Consider the following 19100-nt stretch of genomic DNA (forward strand, 5'->3'; position numbering starts at 1 on the left):
AAGAGATGGACGATGCCGATTCGGAACTGGAGAGCAGCGCTCAATCGATTTGATATAGAATTTGGTGAACGCATCAGCGCTCACCAATAGCCCCGCGGTGAACTTACACAGAAATATTTACAGGGTCCTGCATTAGCAGCTCTTAAGCCCCCTGCAAAATACTCTTTTTGGGTTTTGTTATCGCTTGCTATTGCCGACTCAGGAATTCTTCATCTTTCTAGTCTTGCTGGCTCATTACCTGCGGAATGGATTGTAGGTTTACAAATATTGGAGTGGTTTTTATGGGTAGCAGTGCCAATATTTGCAATTGTTCTGTTCGTAAAGCTTCTTAAAACAAAACAAGAGAGTCATAAGTTAGGCGTTACTTTCCCGTCACCTCATACTCATATCTGGCATGAGCCCAAACAGAGAGATGGATCAATAAATACCCAAATTATTGCTGACGTCTTGGTAAAAAATTTAACAGATAACCCTCTGGGCTTGTCATCAGTAAGGTTAATTAAGCCGCGTATTGAGGGTCCGCTGCTTCATGGTTGGGCATTGATTAAAGAGAGAAATTCGCCATACTCTTCTACAACTATGGGGACTGGAACCAAGATAAGCCCAAATGACTCAAATCCTGTCAACTTACATGTAATTATTGGGGCTTCACTTGGATTGACCGAGCTTGGTAAGGAGAGTATTGAGGTGATACTTGGATTAATCGATGAAGACGGATACGAGACTAAAGTAAAAACAAAATTCAATATTCAATAGGTCTTTAATTTAAAACGATCGTATATTTATGGGTTATATGTTGGATACGAATATCTTTAACCGACTTGTTGAGGGGCGGTTAGCTATTAGTGATTTACCAAGTGATGACGAATTCTTTGCTACAAGTATTCAAATTCAAGAGTTAAATGCCACAAGAAATATAGGGCGACGGGCAATTCTTATTGATAAATTCTCCGAAGTATCCCCGAAGCTTGATTCTATTAAAACATCTCTCTGGGGCTATGCTAGTTACGGAGAAAGTGCTTGGGGAGCAGAAGGAGAGCATTTCACAAAAATTAAAGCCGAATTAGATTTGCTAAATAATAATAAAGCAAACAACCCTGCTGATGCCTTGATTGGAGAGGTATCACTTTCAAATCATCACACGCTTATGACTACCGATAAAGATTTAGCTGCAGTGGTTGAAAAGATGGGTGGAAAAGTAATGCAAATTAGTTGCTAGCACTTTTTTAAGCTGCCTTCTTCGCCAACTCAATTACCTCAGCCCCATTCTGTGCATGAGTTAGTTTGTCTCCCCACCACTTATATAGCTCAATCCGTTGTGTAAATCTTTCACCACGATCATAAGCCCTTACAACCTCATTCCCATGCGCGTGATCTAGTGCCAACTCAACAACATCTTGCTCAAAGCCATTGTCTCTGGCTAATGTTGAGAAGGCACTTCTCCAACCGTGTGGCGCATGCTTGCCCGCCATATTGAGTGTTACTCGATAAGCTTTCTCTAGACTTTCACGACTAATGTATTGATTACCGGTTGGCGAAGGAAATACATAACCTCGTCTGCCAAAAAGTTTCCCCCATGCCTTTAGCTCTGCAGTGATTTGCGGGCCCAAAGGAATTCGATGATCGCCAATACGCGTGTGATCCTTCATCTTCGCGCGAGGTATTACCCAGATCGGAATATCTGCATCAAGATCAAATTCTTTCCATTCAGCTTGCACGACGTTGCTAATGCGCGTTGCACTAAATGCGAGAAGACGATGAGCCGCTCTAACTGATGGTGAAAGGCGCGCAGCATCTGCAGCGCGTAAGAGGGCGCCTAAAGAATTCCAATCCAGTAATGCTGGCATACGTCCGTTGGTTTTCTTCCTAGGAAGAATTTCCTTTACTGGCGCAGCAGAATTACCCTCACACAAGCCTTTAGCTTGGGCATAACGAAACACACCATTGAGATGCTGCAAAATTCTTGTGGCAGTCTCTAGAACATCTCGTTTGTTGATGGTCTCAATTGCCTTGGCAATAACGGATGGGGTGATGCTTTCAATAGGCAGTGCCCCAAGCGATTTATAAACATCTCGCTCAAAAGCCCTTTTGGATTTCGTGAAGTGGGTTGCACTCCATTCTTTCTCCTTCATGGAGAACCATTCTTCAGCTACAGCCTTAAAGGTGCTGTCACTTTGAGATGCGGCATTGGCTCTATTAAGGCGCCTAGAGATGACTGGATCCTGACCTTTAGTAAGACAGGCTTTGACCTCGTTTAGCTCTAGTCTTGCTTGAGCCAAACTGTTTTGTGGATAACCACCTATGGAATAACTTTTTTCTTTGCCTTCAATGCGATATTTGATGCGCCAAATAGCAGTTTGGGTCTGGGTGATAAGTAAATAAAGGCCTCGACCATCTGCAAGCTTACTACCTGGGGCTGAGCGGTTGACGAAGCTCTTAATCCCTTTATCTGTAAGCTTTCCAGAAATACCCCCAACCATGTTTTTGACCCTGTTCGATTTTGCTCCAATACCCCCAATAATACCCCCAGCGTATTTGGATACAGCAGAATCTAGAAAGACCACAATGGGCGTACAGCCCTTTATCTACAAAGAAAAACGCCACCCTGGTGGGTGGCGTTGGACTGTTACGTACTACAAAATGGTGGAACCGGCGGGAATCGAACCCGCGTCCGCAAATCCTCCACAACAAGTTCTACATACTTAGTCATATCATTTAATTTAGCCAGCTAGGCACGGATTGACACGTTCCACGCTGACGATTCACTAAATTTTCGAATCATTCCCCGTGACATGAAATGATCTTATCTCTTGTAAATGACCCTGATCTAGCTTGCGCTAGCTGACCCAAGAGAGAATCAGTTCAGGGGCAACCGCAATTAAGCGGCTAGTGCGAAACGTTCGTCGTTTGCAGTTAAAACATTCCCATTGATTTACGAGATAACGGGTCCTCGGTATGCCCTTGATGCTTTGTAACCCACGTCGAAACCATGTCGGTCCCAGATTGCATGCTTAGGAAGCTCTATTTTAAAGCCGCCAGCTTTAAATTGTTGAATATCTTTTATTCCCTATTGGGAAAGATGATTTGCAGTAGCTCGAGAGGCTTATTGACGATGTAATCGGCTCCCCAAGCCTCTGGAGGCTCTTTACAGCCACAGTAGCCATATGCGGCTGCGACAGTCTTCATTCCTGCCGCTTTGCCTGCTAGAACATCTCTAATGTCATCGCCCACATAAAGCGATTTTGTAGGATCAACCTTGGCCATTCTGGCGGCGTGCAAGATAGGCTCAGGATGGGGTTTTGAATACGGTGTTGTATCGCCAGAAACGGTGGAAATAGCTCGTTGGTGCAAACCCATTAATTCAGTAAGAGGGTTGGTGAAACGCTCACTTTTATTTGTAACAATGCCCCAGGGGAGCTTGGCTTGATCCATTTGATCGAGTAAATGACTCATGTCATCGAATAATTTACTCTCTACCAGCAATGCTTTTTCATAATTACTGAAAAATTCATCGCGCAATAGAGTGAAATCCGCATGATCGGGGCTAATGCCAAAGGCGCCTTCGAGTAATCCGCGAGCACCAGCCGATGCATAGGGGCGCAGAAATTCATAAGGCTTGGGCTTAAGATTACGTGCAACCAGCAATTGATTGGTTGCCGCTACTAAATCAGGTGCGGTATCAGCTAACGTGCCATCTAAATCAAAAAAGATTCCGGCGTATGGGCTTAAAAGATTTCTCATGTATTGAATTATTTACGAACGGCAATCATATAGTTCACATCGACATCATCATTCAGGCTATAGACCTGAGTGAGTGGGTTGTAGCTCATACCCTTCATGCCGAGCATTTCTAAGCCTGCATGACGTGTAAAAGCAACGAGTTCAGAGGGTTTGATGAATTTAGCGTATTCGTGAGTACCTCTGGGTAGTAATTTCAGAATGTATTCAGCGCCAATAATGGCAAATAAGTAGGACTTAGGGCTGCGGTTGAGGGTGCTAAAAAATAACGTGCCACCAGGCTTACAAAGTTTGGCGCAAGCGCGCACCACTGAAGCTGGGTCCGGTACATGTTCAAGCATCTCCATGCAAGTCACTACATCGTATTGTTCGGGCTGCTCATCAGCCAACGCTTCGGCCGAGATAGAGCGATAGGTGAGGTTTGCGCCCACTTCTAATGCGTGCAATTCAGCAACCTTAAGTGCTTTTTCTGATAAATCAATACCGGTTGTGTCTGCGCCTGATTGAGAAATGGATTCCGCCAAGATGCCGCCGCCGCAACCAATATCAACAACCTTCTTGCCTTCCAGGCTAACAAAGGACTTAATCCAGTTCAAGCGCAGTGGGTTGATGGCATGCAGGGGTTTGAATTCACTATTAGGGTCCCACCAACGATGGGCTAGAGCGCTAAATTTGGCGATTTCTGACTGGTCGACGTTCATATGAATTGCTTATCTGTAAGGCTATAGGAGAAGTTTATGAATATAGCGGAAATAAAAAAGCCCGCTAGAAGCGGGCTTTTTTACAAGTAAAGTGAATTACTTAGCTGCTGTACCAACAACTTCGATGTCAGTACGGCGGTTCTTAGCGCGGCCTTCAGCAGTTGCATTTGATGCAACTGGATTGCTCTTGCCTTTTGATTCTGTGTAGATACGGCTACCGTCAACACCTTTGCTTGTCAGGTAAGTCTTAACTGACTGAGCACGACGCTGACCGAGGGCCATGTTGTATGCATCTGTACCAACGCTGTCAGTGTTACCTACAGCGATGATTACTTCTAACTTAATTTTCTTCAAGTCAGCAGCGATCTTGTCCAATGTAGCTTTACCTTCTGGTTTCAAATTAGACTTATTGAAGTCATAAAGTGTGTCAGCTTGCAAAGTGATTTTGCTTTGGCTAACGCCAGCAGCAGCAGCAGCAGTCAACGCACCGTCACAACCTTTAGCTGCAGTAGCAGGTGTCCAGTTGTTATCGCGCCAGCACAATGTGCCATCGCCGTTTTTCCAGTTTAGGGCGCCATCGCCGTTTTGCCAGTTATCAGAAGCCATCGCTGCAGTAGCAGAAACAGTAATAACAGAAGCGAGCAACACTCTTAGGGTTTTGTTCATTTTTAGTCCTCAAAAATCTCTTTTTTAATTAAAGTCAAACTTAAATGTAATTCGCCCTACCTTGATGCAAAAACTGCAAAGCGACACATCTCAATTTCGTACAAACTGACAGAATCTTAGCATAGGGCCTACCTGTCATCAAAATGATATTATTTCTAGATGGAACAAGCCGCTAAAGAAACACTACCAATATCCCTCGAAGACGAAATGCGGCGGTCCTATTTGGACTACGCAATGAGCGTCATCGTCGGCAGAGCCCTGCCAGACGTGCGTGACGGCCTCAAGCCGGTTCACCGCCGGGTCTTATTCGCAATGTATGAATTAAACAACGATTGGAACCGAGCTTACAAAAAATCTGCCCGCATAGTTGGCGATGTAATCGGTAAATACCATCCGCACGGTGATTCTGCGGTGTATGACACGATCGTTCGGATGGCCCAGGACTTCTCTCTGCGCTATATGCTGGTTGATGGGCAGGGTAACTTTGGCTCCGTAGATGGCGATAACGCTGCTGCAATGCGCTATACCGAGATCCGTCTCCGCAAGATAGCTCATGAGCTTTTGGCCGATTTGGACAAGGAAACTGTCGATTTTGGGCCGAATTACGACGGTAGCGAGAAAGAACCCTTGATTCTGCCTGCCAAAGTGCCTAATTTGCTCATAAATGGCAGTTCTGGCATTGCTGTAGGTATGGCGACCAATATCCCCCCTCATAACCTCGATGAGGTGGTTACAGCCTGTTTGCACGTGCTGCACAACCCTGAATGCACAATTGATGAGCTCATTGAGATCATCCCAGCCCCGGATTTCCCAACCGCCGGCATCATTTATGGCGTTCAAGGGGTTCGCGAGGGTTATCGCACTGGCCGCGGCCGTGTGGTTATGCGCGCTAAGACTCACTTTGAAGATTTGGATAAGGGCGCGCGTCAAGCCATCATTGTTGATGAGTTGCCGTACCAGGTAAATAAAAAGAACTTGCTCGAGCGCATCGCTGAGTTAGTGAATGAGAAAAAAGTAGAAGGTATTTCTGATTTACGTGATGAATCAGATAAATCCGGTATGCGCGTTGTTATCGAATTGAAGCGCGGTGAAGTGCCTGAAGTTGTTCTTAATAATTTATATAAGAGTACACAGCTCCAAGATAACTTCGGTATGAACATGGTGGCATTGGTAGATAACCAACCACGCTTGTTGAACTTGAAGCAGATGCTTGAGTACTTCTTGCAGCATCGTCGTGAAGTAGTGACACGTCGTACGATTTTTGAATTGCGTAAAGCACGTGATCGTGGCCATGTCTTAGAAGGCTTGGCTGTTGCATTGGCAAACATCGATGAGTTCATTGCGCTTATTAAAGCTGCTGCGAACCCTGTGATTGCTAAGCAAGAATTGATGGGCAAAGCTTGGGATTCATCGATGGTGCGTGAGATGTTGGCACGTGCTGAGACAGATACGCCAGGCGGCCGTAACGCCTATCGCCCAGAAGGATTGTTGCCTGAGTATGGTATGCAAACTACTGGCTTATATCGTCTCTCTGATAGTCAGGCGCAAGAAATTTTGCAGATGCGCTTGCAACGCTTGACTGGTCTTGAGCAAGACAAGATTGTTAACGAATACAAAGAAGTGATGTCAGAGATTTCTGACTTACTTGATTTGTTAGCAAAGCCAGAGCGTGTCACTCAAGTGATCGAATCCGAGTTGAAAGAAGTTCAAGCGGAGTTTGGTATTGCTGGTGGCGACACAGGTCGTCGCTCATTTATTGAGATGAATGCCACTGAACTCTTCACAGAAGATTTGATTACACCGCAAGACATGGTGGTGACGCTTTCAAATACTGGTTACATGAAGAGTCAGCCACTGAGTGAATACCGCGCACAAAAACGTGGTGGTCGCGGCAAGCAAGCTGCAGCCACTAAGAATGAAGATTGGATTGATACACTTTTCGTTGCGAACACCCATGACATTATTTTGTGCTTCTCCGATCGCGGTCGGATGTATTGGCTCAAAGTTTGGGAAGTGCCGCAAGGTAGTCGCACCTCTCGTGGCAAGCCAATCGTCAATATGTTCCCGTTAATTGAAGGCGAGAAGATCACTGTGATTCTGCCAATTAAGGGCTATCAAGATGATCATTACGTCTTTATGGCTACTAGCCTGGGCACTGTGAAGAAGACTCGCTTGTCGGATTTCTCAAATCCACGTAAGGCCGGCATTATTGCGGTTGACTTGAATGAAAACGACTTCTTAGTTGGTGCGGCGATTACTGATGGTCAGCACGACGTTATGTTGTTCTCTGACGCCGGTAAAGCAGTGCGCTTTGATGAGAATGATGTTCGCCCAATGGGTCGTACCGCACGCGGTGTGCGTGGCATGAACTTAGGCGAAGGTCATCAAGTGATCGCTATGTTGGTTGCTCCCGCAGAAGCAGCAGAAGGCGTTGAAGAGGCTGTGGTGGATGCAAACGGCATTGCAATTCCAAGTAGCGTATTGACGGCTACAGAGAATGGTTACGGTAAGCGTACGCCAATCGCTGAATATACGCGTCATGGTCGCGGTACGAAGGGCATGATTGCCATTCAGACTTCAGAGCGTAACGGTAAGGTGGTTGCTGCTGCCTTGGTATCTCCAGAAGATCAAATTATGTTGATCACTACTGGCGGCATCTTGGTACGTACTCGTGTTTCTGAAATCCGCGAAATGGGACGGGCCACTCAAGGCGTTACCTTGATCAACGTTGATGAAGGCACTCGCTTATCAGGCTTACAGCGTATTGCTGAGAGCGATTCGGACGAAGAGGTTGATGCTGATGGCGCAGAAGAAGGTGATGTATCTGCTGATCCAACAACCGACTCTAATGACGATACGGCAGGTGACGCTTAAGCGTCACCTTTAGACTAGACACATCATGACTTTTGACCGCCGCATTTTCAATTTCGCTGCGGGGCCCGCTACTTTGCCTGAAGAGGTGCTGAAGCAGGCTGCCGATGAAATGCTCAATTGGCGTGGGCTCGGTACGAGCGTGATGGAGATCAGTCACCGCAGTAAAGAGTTCATGGAAGTGTATGAAGAGGTGGTGCAAGATTTGCGCACCCTCATGAATATTCCTGATAATTATGAAATTTTGCTCTTACAAGGCGGTGGTCTTGGACAAAATGCAGCCATCCCCATGAACCTGATGCCTTTGGCCAAGAACGGACCGAGGGCGGATTACATCGTTACTGGCGTGTGGTCAGACAAATCCTATAAAGAAGCGCAGAAGTATGGCGCTGCAAATTTAGCCGCCTCTTCAGCCGCAGAAAAATTCAATACCATTCCGGCAAGATCAACTTGGAAGTTATCTGGTGATGCTGCTTATGTTCTCTACTGTGCCAATGAAACGATTGGTGGTGTTGAGTTCCCAGACGTGCCGGATGTTGGTGATGTTCCACTAGTTGCGGATATCTCTAGCAATATCCTTTCTAAAGAGATGGATGTAAGCAAGTGCGCCGTTTGGTTTGGTGGTGCGCAAAAGAATATCGGCCCTTCTGGCGTGACGATTGTGATTGTGCGTAAGGATTTAATTGGTCATAGCATGGGCATTACTCCCACGATTTGGGATTGGGCTGTGCAGGCCAGTACACAGTCGATGATCAATACGCCGCCGACATTTTCGATCTATATGGCTGGCCTAGGCTTTAAGTGGTTGCTTAAGCAAGGCGGAGTGAAAGCCATTGAAAAGCGCAATCAAGAAAAAGCGGATTTACTCTATAACTTCTTAGATCAAAGTAGCTTGTATGAGAATCGTGTCACCAAAGAATATCGCTCACGCATGAACGTGACTTTCTTCTTAAAAGATGAGAACCAGAATGCAGAGTTTTTGGCGCAATCAAACGCAGCTGGCTTGGTTGCCTTGCGTGGCCATAAAGCTGCAGGCGGTATGCGTGCCAGCATCTATAACGCAATGCCAATTGAGGGTGTAAAAGCCTTAGTTGAATTTATGCGCGACTTTGAAAGGCGGGCTTAATGAGTACTGAAGAACAGCGCTTAGCGCCCTTGCGGGAAAAAATTGACACGCTCGATGCGCAGATCTTGGATTTACTCACCCAGCGTGCACAAGCTGCGCAAGAAGTAGGCCATGTTAAAGGCGGATTCTCATCACCAGTATTTCGTCCTGAGCGTGAGCGCCAAGTTGTAGCACGCCTTCAAGAGATTAATAATGGCCCATTACTTTCAGATGGTATTGCTGCTATCTGGCGCGAAGTGATGTCTGCATGTAGAGCTTTGGAAGCTCGCCAAACCATTGCTTACCTTGGTCCAGTAGGAACATTTTCTGAGCAAGCAGCACAAACCTATTTTGGTCATTCCATCGCTGGCTTACCTTGCGCCAGTTTGGATGAAGTTTTTAAAGCGGTAGAAAAGGGCGCGGCACAATTTGGCGTAGTGCCTGTTGAGAACTCTAGTGAAGGTGCGATTTCTCGCACGTTGGATTTATTGCTTGACTCTTCTATGCGTATTAGCGGCGAAGTCGTATTGCCAATTCGTCATCACTTATTGACTAAGAGTGGCAAGCTTGATGGTGTAACGACCGTTTGCGCTCATGCTCAAGCATTGGCTCAGTGCCAGCAATGGTTAAGTGTGCATGCTCCACAATTAAAGCGTCAAGCAGTGAGTAGTAATGCGGAGGCTGCTCGCATGGCGGCAAGTGATCCTACTCTGGCTGCAATTGCTGGCGATCCTGCTCAAGAAGCTTATGGCTTGCAAGCAGTGGCTGCACAGATTCAGGATGATCCACACAATCGTACCCGTTTTGTTGTGGTCGGTAACTACGCCTGCCAGCCAACCGGTAAAGATCAGACCTCTTTAGTGCTCTCTGTTGATAACCAGCCTGGTGCCGTCCATCGTTTATTGGCGCCTTTGGCAAGGCATGGCGTCTCTATGAATCGCTTCGAATCTCGTCCTGCACGCAAAGGTACTTGGGAGTATCACTTCTATATTGATATAGCTGGCCATGCAGATGATGCGAAAGTAGTGAAGGCGCTTGAAGAGTTAAAAGGGGTTGCAGCGTTCTATAAGAACCTTGGCTCTTATCCTCACTCTACTTAATCCAAGATTAACTGTAAATAACTACGACATTAGTAAATAAATTAGTAAAGCTCGCATGACACCCAAGATTGGCTTAAAACATATTCACGCAATTGCCCCTTATGTTGGTGGGCGACCTATTAGTGAAGTTGCGCGCGAGTATGGTTTGGATGAAAGCAAAATTGTGAAGCTGGCTTCTAATGAAAATCCATTGGGCATGCCTAAGTCTGCCCAAGATGCCATGCTTAAGGCTGCGAGTGATTTAGGTCGCTACCCAGATTCCAATGGTTTTGAATTGAAGAATGTTTTGGCTGATCGATTGGGTGTGCCAACTGATTGGATCACCTTGGGTAATGGCAGTAACGATATTTTAGAATTGGCTGCACGTGCAGTAGCACAAGCAGGCGATGAGGTGATCTTCTCAAGGCACGCTTTTGCTGTTTATCCTTTGGCTACCCAGGCTGTTGGCGCCAAGGCAATTGAAGTGGCTGCTACTGATATTTATGGCCACGACCTACCAGCCATGTTGGCGGCAATCAAAGCATCTGGCGACAAGGCGAAGTTGGTGTTTGTGGCTAACCCCAATAATCCTACTGGTAGCTATTTGACGGCTAAAGAGATTGAAGACTTTTTAGTTGCAGTTCCGTCTAATGTAGTTGTTGTACTTGATGAAGCCTATAACGAGTACCTCACGCCTGAGCAACGCTACGATGCAATTGCTTGGGTAAAGCGCTTCCCTAATATGATTTTGTCGCGCAGCTTCTCCAAGGCTTATGGCTTGGCCGGTCTGCGCATTGGTTATGGCGTTGCACAACCCCACTTAACTGATCTTCTGAATCGAATTCGTCAGCCGTTTAATGTAAATAGTTTGGCTCAGGCTGCTGCTATTGCAGCCTTTCAGGACAAAGAATTTTTGCAGCAAGGTTTTGAGCTCAATCGCGCTGGTTATACCCAGCTCACCAAAGCTTTCGATGAACTAGGTTTACGCTATCTGTCCTCTGCAGGCAACTTTGTTCTTGTCAAAGTGGGTGATGATGACCAAGCTGGTACTCGTATTAATTTGGAATTACTTAAGCGCGGCATCATCGTTCGTCCAGTGGGTAACTATGGTTTGCCACAGTGGTTACGCATCTCGATTGGTTTGCCAGAAGAAAATGCAGCATTCATTGATGCTCTAAAACAAATACTTTCCTAATGACCATCATTAATCCAGCAAGCAATTACGGTACCGTCACCATCGTTGGAGTTGGTTTGATTGGCGCCTCTTTGGGCTTAGCGCTAAAGCGGGCTGGCGTAGTAACTCAGGTTTTAGGCGTTGGTCGCAGTAAAGAAAATTTAGAGCAAGCGCAAAAGATGGGTGCGATTGATGGTGTGGTGGATTTGGTTGAGGCAGCAAAACAATCTGATGTGATTGTGCTTTGCGTACCGGTAGCTCAAATGCGCGCTGCCTTTGAGGAGATGGAGCCGCATCTTGAGCCTCGCACCATGATTACTGATGCTGGCAGCACTAAGGGTGACGTCATCCTGGCTGCTAAAGAAGTATTGGGCAAGAAGGCTTGTCAATTTGTGCCAGCACATCCGATTGCAGGAGGTGCACAGCATGGCGCTGCGGCTGCTAAAGCGGATTTATTTCAAGGCAAGCAAGCCATTATTTGTCCTTTGCAGGAAAACTCACCTGAAGATACCGCCTTGATCACTGGCTTTTGGGAATCTGTTGGTTCTGAGGTGAAAAAGATTGGTGTCGTGCAGCACGATGCGATTTACGCTGCTGTTTCTCATCTCCCACATCTACTGTCATATGCCTTAATGGCTAGCGTGGTGAACTCAGAAGATGCTGAGCAAAAGTTGAGCCATGTTGGTGCTGGTTTTAAAGATTTCACACGCATTGCTTCATCCAGCCCAGAGATGTGGCGCGATATTTGCTTGGGTAATCGCACCGCCATCCTAAAGGAATTAGATCAATATCTATTGATCGTCAACCACATGCGCAAACTCGTTGCTGAAGGTGATGGCGCAGGTTTGGAAAAATTATTCAACAAGGCGAGCAAAGCACGTCAAGACTTGGACGTCCTTTAATGAGCGGTTTACCAGATATTAGTATTGGGCCATTTCAGCTAGCGCAAGGCTCGATTGTGTTGCCAGGCTCGAAAAGTATTTCTAACCGCGCCTTGTTATTAGCAGCCTTATCCACCGGCACAACTACCCTCAAAAATTTATTAGATGCGGATGACACTCAGGTGATGCGCAGTGCCTTGCGTCAGCTCGGCTTATCTGTAACAGATAAAGATGACAAGGTATGCGTCGTTGAGGGTTGTGGTGGCAAGTTTCCAGTACAGGACGCAGACCTCTTTATGGGTAATGCCGGTACTGCGATGCGTCCGTTAACTGCCGCTTTAGCAATGCAAGGCGGCAACTACCGTCTATCTGGTGTTGCTCGCATGCACGAAAGACCTATTCGGGATTTGGTCGATGGTCTACGTCAAGTGGGCGCAAAGATCGACTATGAATTACAAGCAGGCTATCCGCCAATCAAAATCTTGGCGGCAGATATTCAGATTAAAGATGTTGTTAAGGTGCGCGGTGATGTATCAAGTCAGTTCTTAACAGCGTTACTCATGGCTTTGCCATTGGTGGCAAATGAGCCTGTGCGTATTGAAGTGATTGGCGAATTGATTTCTCGTCCGTACATCGATATCACTTTGAAGTTGATGGCGCGCTTTGGCGTAACGGTTGCTTGTCCTGATAAGCAGTCATTCATTATTCCTGCAAAACATTCTGATGTGGTTTACAAAAGTCCAGGTCAGTTATCCGTAGAGGGTGATGCTTCTTCTGCCTCCTACTTTTTGGCTCTAGGCGCCATAGGTGGTGGCCCAGTTAAGGTATTAGGGGTTGGCAAAGATAGTATTCAAGGCGATGTGGCATTTGCCGATGCGCTTGCGCTGATGGGTGCAAAAATTAATGCAGGCGAAGATTGGATTGAAGTGTCTGGCGTGAAAAATGCCAATGGCAAACTCAACGGCATCACGATTGATTGCACTGAAATTCCGGATGCAGCGATGACCTTGGCTGTGGCTGCATTGTTTGCAGAAGGCCCAACACGTTTAAATAATATTGCTAGCTGGCGCGTTAAAGAAACAGATCGCATTGCGGCAATGGCGAAAGAATTGAAAAAAGTTGGTGCAATCGTTGAAGAAGGTGTTGACTACATTGTTGTGCAAGCTCCTGCATTACCCAGTGACTGGAAGTCTCCGATTGAAGGTATTGATACCTATGATGACCATCGTATGGCCATGTGTTTCTCACTTGCTGCATTTGGCCCAAATGCGCTCAAGATCAATGATCCTAATTGCGTAGCAAAAACCTTCCCGACTTACTTCGCAGAGTTTGCAAAGGTAGTGAACTAAGTTCATGAGATCTTTCCCAGTCATTGCTATTGATGGTCCAACTGCTTCGGGCAAAGGTACTGTTGCCTCGCTCGTTGCAGAAAAGCTGGGCTTTCATTATTTGGATAGCGGCGCGCTCTACCGCTTAGTGGCTTTAGCCAGCGAAAAACAGAGAATTGACGTTAAAAATGGCTCAGAACTTGGACTTTTAGTCCCTAAATTCTTGATTTCATTCAAAAATGGGCAGATTTTTCTGAATGGCGAGGATGTCACAGATGCTATTCGCACTGAAAATATAGGATTAAGGGCCTCTGCTTTAGCCGTCCACCCTGAGGTGAGATCTGCTTTAGTGGGCCTGCAGCGCGGTTTTCGCCAATCTCCTGGGCTGGTAGCCGATGGCAGGGATATGGCAAGTGTCATATTCCCAGACGCTGTTTTGAAGGTTTTCTTGACTGCAACGGCAGCTGCCAGAGCCGAACGTCGCTATAAGCAATTGATAGCTAAGGGAATTTCTGCTAAACTTGAGGACTTGCTGCAAGATTTGCAGGAGCGCGATGCCAGAGATAGTAGTCGAGGTACCGCACCCTTGTTAGTTGCAGATGGTGCGAAAGTGCTTGAAACATCAGATTTATCTATAGATCAAGCAGTTAAGACGGTTTTGGATTGGTATCAATCAACAATCGCCTAGTTCGTATGTAGTTGGCTGTAAGCAGTAGTTTTGGTGTCTTAAGAAACTCCACAACGCGACTTTTCATTAGCGTGTTTCTTGAAGACTTTTTTAACCTAACCCGTCAGGCCTTCTGGCGGCACAAAGTGAATACACATGTCTGAATCATTTGCAGAATTATTTGAAGAATCATTAACCCGATCGAATATGAAGACCGGCCAAGTTATTTCGGCTGAAGTTCTTCGCATCGACCATAACTTCGTCGTTGTTAACGCTGGCTTAAAGTCTGAAGCGTTTATTCCTGTTGAAGAATTCCATAACGACGCTGGCGAGATTGAAGTAGCTCCTGGCGATTTCGTTTCTGTTGCTATTGACGCTCTTGAGAACGGCTATGGCGACACCATCCTTTCCCGTGATAAAGCGAAACGCTTGGCATCATGGATGAACTTGGAAAAAGCGCTTGAGCAAGCGGAGATCGTTACCGGTACTGTTACTGGTAAGGTTAAAGGCGGCTTGACTGTAATGGTTAACGGTATCCGCGCATTCTTGCCTGGATCACTCGTTGATACACGTCCAATCAAAGACACCAGCCCTTACGAAGGTAAGACGATGGAGTTCAAGGTTATCAAGCTTGACCGTAAGCGTAACAACGTAGTGTTGTCACGTCGTGCAGTGGTTGAAGCTAGCCAAGGTGAAGAGCGTGCTAAGTTGATGTCTAACCTTAAAGAAGGCGCAGTAGTTACTGGCCTCGTTAAGAACATCACCGATTACGGTGCGTTCGTTGACCTGGGCGGTATCGATGGCCTCTTGCACATCACTGACTTGGCATGGCGTCGTGTGCGTCACCCAAGTGAGATGTTGACTGTTGGTCAAGAAGTTACCGCGAAGATTTTGAAGTTTGATCAAGAAAAGAACCGTGTTTCACTCGGCGTGAAACAGCTTGGTGATGATCCATGGGTTGGTATCGCTCGTCGTTACCCACCAAACACCCGTTTATTCGGCAAAGTAACTAACTTGACTGATTACGGCGCATTCGTTGAAATCGAATCTGGTATTGAAGGTTTGGTACACGTTTCTGAAATGGACTGGACTAACAAGAACGTTGCTCCAAGCAAAGCTACTGCATTAGGAACCGAAGTTGAAGTAATGGTTCTGGATATTGATGAAGACAAGCGTCGTATTAGCTTGGGCATCAAGCAGTGCAAAGCTAATCCATGGGAAGAGTTTTCACGTGCTCAACAAAAAGGCGATAAGTTATCTGGCGCAATCAAGTCTATTACTGACTTTGGCGTGTTCATTGGCTTGCCTGGCGGTATCGACGGTTTAGTTCACCTCTCAGACCTTTCATGGAATGAGCCAGGCGAAGAAGCTGTTAAGAAATACAAAAAAGGTGATGAAGTTGAAGCCACTGTATTGGCAATTGATGTTGAGAAAGAGCGTATCTCTCTCGGTATTAAGCAATTGTCTGGCGACCCATTCAACAACTACACATCTGTCAGCGACAAGGGTAGCCTCGTAACTGGTACTGTGAAAGCGGTTGATGCTAAGGGTGCAACAATTCACTTGGCTGATGAAGTTGAAGCTTATTTACGTGCTTCTGAGATCTCAACAGATCGCGTTGAAGATGCACGTAATGTATTGAAAGAAGGCGATAGCGTTACTGCGATGATCATTAATATTGATCGCAAGTCACGCGTTATCAATCTTTCAATCAAAGCAAAGGACAGCTCTGATCAACAAGATGCAATGAGCAAGCTCCAAGGGGATGCGCAGTCTGGCACAACCAATTTGGGCGCTTTGTTAAAAGCAAAATTGGATAATCAAGGCTAAATCAATATCGCCGCTTTCCACTAGGAAGGCGGCGATTTTTTATTGATAGATCATGACAGATCAAGAGCAACAAGCAATCACCCGCTCCGAACTAGTGGAGAGCCTCGCGGAACAGTTTCCGCAGCTTCTACCTGGGGATGTGGAGTTGGCGGTAAAAACTTTGTTGGACACAATGACTCATGCTTTGGCTGAGGGCAAGCGTATCGAGTTGCGCGGCGTGGGAAGTTTTGTACTTCACCATCGTCCTGCACGCACTGGTCGCAATCCAAAGTCTGGTGAGAAAGTATTGATCCCAGAAAAACGCGTTCCGCACTTTAAGCCTGGCAAAGAATTGCGTGAGCGAGTAGATTACAAGCCGTTGAAGCAGGCGGGCCCCAAAGAGGGTTCTGGTGCCTAAGATTCAGGCTCAACCTCAGTGGTCCATTCGGGCCATTTTTTTATTTAAATTCTGCACGCTATGATTCAGATAGCTACTCCTTGGTTATTGCTGCTGCCAGTCATGTTTGGCATCGGTTGGTTAGCGGCCCGCTGGGACTTGCGTCTTGAAAACCGCATGGATGAGCGTGAGCGCATGCGTCAGCAGCGATCTACCTTTAAAGGTTTGAGTCTTTTGCTCAATGAGCAACCTGATCAAGCGATTGAAACCTTGGTCAAAATTGCCCAGTTAGATCCAGAGACTATTGAGTTGCATTTCTCATTAGGTAATTTATTTCGCCGTCGTGGTGAAACAGAGCGAGCTATTCGCATTCATCAACACTTAGCCAATCGCGATGATTTAAAACCACGTGATCGTGATCATGCTGCCTATGAGTTAGGTAGGGACTTTTTGCGCGCAGGCTTGCTTGACCGCGCCGAAGCCTCGTTAAATCGCGTAGGTGATGGCAAGTATGCCGAGCCTGCAAAAGAAAGCTTGTTGGAGATGTATCAAATTGAGCATGATTGGAAAAAAGCCATCATTGCTGCAAGTGAACTTGAAGGACTGCAAGGTAAATCGCATCATACTGAAATTGCTCAATTTCACTGTGAGCTTGGTCAAGAGGCTTTACGTCGCAAAGACTTGGTTGAGGCGGAGCAATCAATCCACCGTGCTCTACAGGCTGTCCCAAATCATGCACGCGCTTTGATCTTGCAAGGCGATTATTTGATGGCAATGGATCGCCCTGCTCAAGCGATTGAGGCTTGGAGTCTGATTGCCAGCTCTCACCCTGCTTATATGCATTTGTTGGCTGATCGTTGGATGGTTGCTCACGCAGCGGTTAATAAAGAGAGCGAGGGCTTAGATCGCCTCTGTGAATTGTTAAAAACTCAAGCCACTGGTGAGTTGCTCGATATTGTGCATAAGCACCTCATGAAAATTCGGGGTCCACAGACAGCAAGTGCGATGTTATCTGATGTCATGCAGCATTCGCCGACTTTGATTGCTTTGTCTAAGATGGCTGAAACTCGCCTTGCATTGGAGGAGGGTAGTGCCAGCCCAGAAAGACTCTTGGAATTACAGTCTATTCTGAATCTTTTGCGTCAGCGCACCACCAGCCTAGCTCGCTACACTTGTGGTAATTGCGGATTTAGAGCGAGAAGATTTTATTGGCAATGTCCTGGCTGTAATCATTGGGAGGCATACTCCCCGAGACGGAGTGAGGGTGCGGCACCTAGCGGCCCTTCCATGTAAAGATTTGGAGAGAAATTGAAAGTCACCATCATCGGTAGTGGTTACGTAGGCCTTGTTACTGGCGCATGCCTAGCTGAGCAGGGTAATAACGTCTTTTGTGTCGATGTCGATTCCAAAAAGATCGAGATTCTCAACTCTGGCGGCGTTCCTATTTATGAGCCTGGTCTTAAAGAGATGATTGAGCGCAATCGCGCTGCAGGTCGTTTACAGTTCTCTACTGATATTGCTGCCTCAGTTGCTCATGGTGAAATTCAATTTATTGCAGTAGGTACACCTCCAGATGAAGATGGCTCAGCTGATCTTCAATATGTCGTAGCAGCAGCGCGCAATATTGGTCGTCACATGACTACCCCTAAAGTGATTGTCGATAAATCGACTGTGCCAGTCGGTACTGCCGATAAAGTAAGTGCAGCGATTACCGAAGAATTAGAAAAAAGAAACTTATCTCCTGAGTTATGCTCTGTAGTCTCCAATCCTGAGTTCCTCAAAGAAGGTGCTGCAGTAGAAGACTTTATGCGTCCCGACCGCATTGTGATCGGTACTGAAAATACCCCAGCTGGATTGCACGCCAAAGAACAGATGCGTAAGCTCTACGCCCCCTTTAATCGTCACCATGAGCGTACCTACTACATGGATGTTAAAAGTGCTGAGCTCACTAAATACGCAGCTAATGCCATGTTGGCTACCCGCATTTCCTTTATGAACGAGCTGGCCAACTTGGCTGACTTAGTAGGCGCTGATATTGAAGCAGTGCGCCAAGGTATTGGTTCGGACTCTCGTATTGGTTATGGCTTTTTGTATTCAGGTACCGGCTATGGCGGCTCCTGCTTCCCTAAGGACGTGTCCGCCTTATCCAAAACCGCTAAAGAGCATGGGCGAGATCTCAAGATCCTGGATGCCGTAGAAGCTGTGAACGAATTGCAAAAGTACATTTTGGTCGAAAAGATCGAAAAGCGCTTTGGTAGTGACCTCAATGGTATGAAGTTTGCACTCTGGGGTTTAGCCTTTAAACCCAATACTGACGATATGCGCGAAGCGCCTAGTCGTGTGATTATTCAAGAACTCGTTAAACGCGGGGCTACCATAGTAGCTCATGATCCCGTATCCATGCCAGAAGCTAAGCATTGCCTGGATGTAGACTTTCAGGGCAACCCAACAGGCCTTGCCCAAGTATCGATGACCGATGACCCCATGAGCGCTCTAGATGGTGCTGACGCTCTAGTGATTGTGACTGAGTGGAAAGCCTTTAGAAGCCCAGATTTTGAGCAAGTGATGCAAAAACTCAAGCGCCCAGTGATCTTTGACGGTCGCAATCTCTATGAGCCCGCTTCTATGCAAGAATTGGGTATTGAGTACCACGGTATTGGTAGACATAATTAAAGTAGATGCAA

The 19100-nt window shown here is 46.5% G+C and carries 16 protein-coding genes, 1 other RNA gene and 1 pseudogene; 13 read left to right on the plus strand and 5 right to left on the minus strand.

Translation table 11 applies throughout. From position 1 onward, the window contains the following. Positions 1-174: 174 nt before the first annotated feature. A complete protein-coding gene (locus tag VC188_RS09375) occupies positions 175-756 on the plus strand; it encodes a hypothetical protein (protein WP_323483769.1) in 582 nt (193 codons plus the stop codon). A gap of 37 nt (positions 757-793) precedes the next feature. Beyond that, positions 794-1219: a hypothetical protein gene (locus VC188_RS09380; RefSeq protein WP_323483770.1), complete on the plus strand. Its 426-nt coding sequence runs from the start codon at positions 794-796 to the stop codon at positions 1217-1219. Positions 1220-1226: 7 nt separating this feature from the next. Here the strand turns inward: VC188_RS09380 and VC188_RS09385 are convergent, their stop codons facing one another. The 5 genes from VC188_RS09385 to ompA all read right to left on the minus strand — a co-directional run bounded on the left by VC188_RS09385 (position 1227) and on the right by ompA (position 5105). After that, positions 1227-2480 carry a tyrosine-type recombinase/integrase gene (locus tag VC188_RS09385; protein WP_323483771.1) on the minus strand — a complete coding sequence of 418 codons (1254 nt, stop codon included), beginning with the start codon at positions 2478-2480 and terminating at the stop codon, positions 1227-1229. A 161-nt stretch (positions 2481-2641) separates the two neighbouring features. Then, positions 2642-3000, minus strand: a transfer-messenger RNA (tmRNA) gene (ssrA, locus tag VC188_RS09390). Between the two features lie 60 nt (positions 3001-3060). Further along, a complete protein-coding gene (locus VC188_RS09395) occupies positions 3061-3741 on the minus strand; it encodes an HAD-IA family hydrolase (protein WP_323483772.1) in 681 nt (226 codons plus the stop codon). Positions 3742-3749: 8 nt separating this feature from the next. Then, positions 3750-4439, minus strand: a complete 690-nt coding sequence (gene ubiG, locus VC188_RS09400; protein WP_215320579.1) for a bifunctional 2-polyprenyl-6-hydroxyphenol methylase/3-demethylubiquinol 3-O-methyltransferase UbiG — start codon at positions 4437-4439, stop codon at positions 3750-3752. 96 nt (positions 4440-4535) lie between these two features. Continuing rightward, the gene (gene ompA, locus VC188_RS09405; RefSeq protein WP_323483773.1) at positions 4536-5105 is read right to left on the minus strand and encodes an outer membrane protein OmpA; all 570 of its coding nucleotides are present in this window, start codon (positions 5103-5105) and stop codon (positions 4536-4538) included. A gap of 159 nt (positions 5106-5264) precedes the next feature. On the opposite strand from ompA, the gene gyrA reads away from it, so the two are divergent. From gyrA to VC188_RS09460, 11 genes and pseudogenes are all read left to right on the plus strand, one after another. Further along, on the plus strand, positions 5265-7979 hold the full coding sequence (gyrA, locus tag VC188_RS09410; RefSeq protein ID WP_215320576.1) for a DNA gyrase subunit A: 2715 nt from the start codon (positions 5265-5267) through the stop codon (positions 7977-7979). Positions 7980-8004: 25 nt separating this feature from the next. Further along, positions 8005-9102: a 3-phosphoserine/phosphohydroxythreonine transaminase gene (gene serC / locus VC188_RS09415; protein WP_216192309.1), complete on the plus strand. Its 1098-nt coding sequence runs from the start codon at positions 8005-8007 to the stop codon at positions 9100-9102. Further along, positions 9102-10181, plus strand: coding sequence for a prephenate dehydratase (gene pheA / locus VC188_RS09420; protein ID WP_215320572.1), 1080 nt, complete (start codon positions 9102-9104; stop codon positions 10179-10181). The genes serC and pheA overlap by 1 nt, the downstream gene beginning before the upstream one ends. Positions 10182-10236: 55 nt before the next feature. Continuing rightward, on the plus strand, positions 10237-11355 hold the full coding sequence (gene hisC, locus VC188_RS09425; protein WP_323483774.1) for a histidinol-phosphate transaminase: 1119 nt from the start codon (positions 10237-10239) through the stop codon (positions 11353-11355). Then, positions 11355-12236 (plus strand): prephenate dehydrogenase, encoded by an 882-nt coding sequence (locus VC188_RS09430; RefSeq protein ID WP_215320568.1) that lies wholly within the window; start codon positions 11355-11357, stop codon positions 12234-12236. Before hisC ends, VC188_RS09430 begins: the two co-directional genes overlap by 1 nt. Continuing rightward, positions 12236-13564 carry a 3-phosphoshikimate 1-carboxyvinyltransferase gene (aroA, locus tag VC188_RS09435; RefSeq protein ID WP_323483775.1) on the plus strand — a complete coding sequence of 443 codons (1329 nt, stop codon included), beginning with the start codon at positions 12236-12238 and terminating at the stop codon, positions 13562-13564. The genes VC188_RS09430 and aroA overlap by 1 nt, the downstream gene beginning before the upstream one ends. Before the next feature lie 4 nt (positions 13565-13568). Continuing rightward, the gene (gene cmk, locus VC188_RS09440; protein WP_323483776.1) at positions 13569-14231 is read left to right on the plus strand and encodes a (d)CMP kinase; all 663 of its coding nucleotides are present in this window, start codon (positions 13569-13571) and stop codon (positions 14229-14231) included. Positions 14232-14366: 135 nt separating this feature from the next. Continuing rightward, on the plus strand, positions 14367-16040 hold the full coding sequence (rpsA, locus tag VC188_RS09445) for a 30S ribosomal protein S1 (protein WP_216262497.1): 1674 nt from the start codon (positions 14367-14369) through the stop codon (positions 16038-16040). A gap of 52 nt (positions 16041-16092) precedes the next feature. Continuing rightward, positions 16093-16431, plus strand: a pseudogene (locus tag VC188_RS09450) (integration host factor subunit beta); the annotation flags it as partial. 66 nt (positions 16432-16497) lie between these two features. Continuing rightward, positions 16498-17709 carry a lipopolysaccharide assembly protein LapB gene (gene lapB, locus VC188_RS09455; protein WP_215320563.1) on the plus strand — a complete coding sequence of 404 codons (1212 nt, stop codon included), beginning with the start codon at positions 16498-16500 and terminating at the stop codon, positions 17707-17709. Between the two features lie 15 nt (positions 17710-17724). Beyond that, positions 17725-19089 carry a UDP-glucose/GDP-mannose dehydrogenase family protein gene (locus tag VC188_RS09460; RefSeq protein ID WP_323483777.1) on the plus strand — a complete coding sequence of 455 codons (1365 nt, stop codon included), beginning with the start codon at positions 17725-17727 and terminating at the stop codon, positions 19087-19089. Positions 19090-19100 lie beyond the last annotated feature (11 nt).

Origin of the sequence: Polynucleobacter sp. MG-28-Ekke-A2 (genome assembly GCF_035012985.1) — a bacterium.
GTDB lineage: Bacteria > Pseudomonadota > Gammaproteobacteria > Burkholderiales > Burkholderiaceae > Polynucleobacter.

Coding starts and splice junctions, on each gene's coding strand:
- aroA (WP_323483775.1), top strand. CDS start 12,236: ATGAGCGGTTTACCAGATATTAGTATTGGGCCATTTCAGCTAGCGCAA.
- pheA (WP_215320572.1), top strand. CDS start 9,102: ATGAGTACTGAAGAACAGCGCTTAGCGCCCTTGCGGGAAAAAATTGAC.
- VC188_RS09385 (WP_323483771.1), bottom strand. CDS start 2,480: ATGGTTGGGGGTATTTCTGGAAAGCTTACAGATAAAGGGATTAAGAGC.
- VC188_RS09395 (WP_323483772.1), bottom strand. CDS start 3,741: ATGAGAAATCTTTTAAGCCCATACGCCGGAATCTTTTTTGATTTAGAT.
- gyrA (WP_215320576.1), top strand. CDS start 5,265: ATGGAACAAGCCGCTAAAGAAACACTACCAATATCCCTCGAAGACGAA.
- VC188_RS09430 (WP_215320568.1), top strand. CDS start 11,355: ATGACCATCATTAATCCAGCAAGCAATTACGGTACCGTCACCATCGTT.
- serC (WP_216192309.1), top strand. CDS start 8,005: ATGACTTTTGACCGCCGCATTTTCAATTTCGCTGCGGGGCCCGCTACT.
- ompA (WP_323483773.1), bottom strand. CDS start 5,105: ATGAACAAAACCCTAAGAGTGTTGCTCGCTTCTGTTATTACTGTTTCT.
- rpsA (WP_216262497.1), top strand. CDS start 14,367: ATGTCTGAATCATTTGCAGAATTATTTGAAGAATCATTAACCCGATCG.
- lapB (WP_215320563.1), top strand. CDS start 16,498: ATGATTCAGATAGCTACTCCTTGGTTATTGCTGCTGCCAGTCATGTTT.
- cmk (WP_323483776.1), top strand. CDS start 13,569: ATGAGATCTTTCCCAGTCATTGCTATTGATGGTCCAACTGCTTCGGGC.
- ubiG (WP_215320579.1), bottom strand. CDS start 4,439: ATGAACGTCGACCAGTCAGAAATCGCCAAATTTAGCGCTCTAGCCCAT.
- VC188_RS09380 (WP_323483770.1), top strand. CDS start 794: ATGTTGGATACGAATATCTTTAACCGACTTGTTGAGGGGCGGTTAGCT.
- hisC (WP_323483774.1), top strand. CDS start 10,237: ATGACACCCAAGATTGGCTTAAAACATATTCACGCAATTGCCCCTTAT.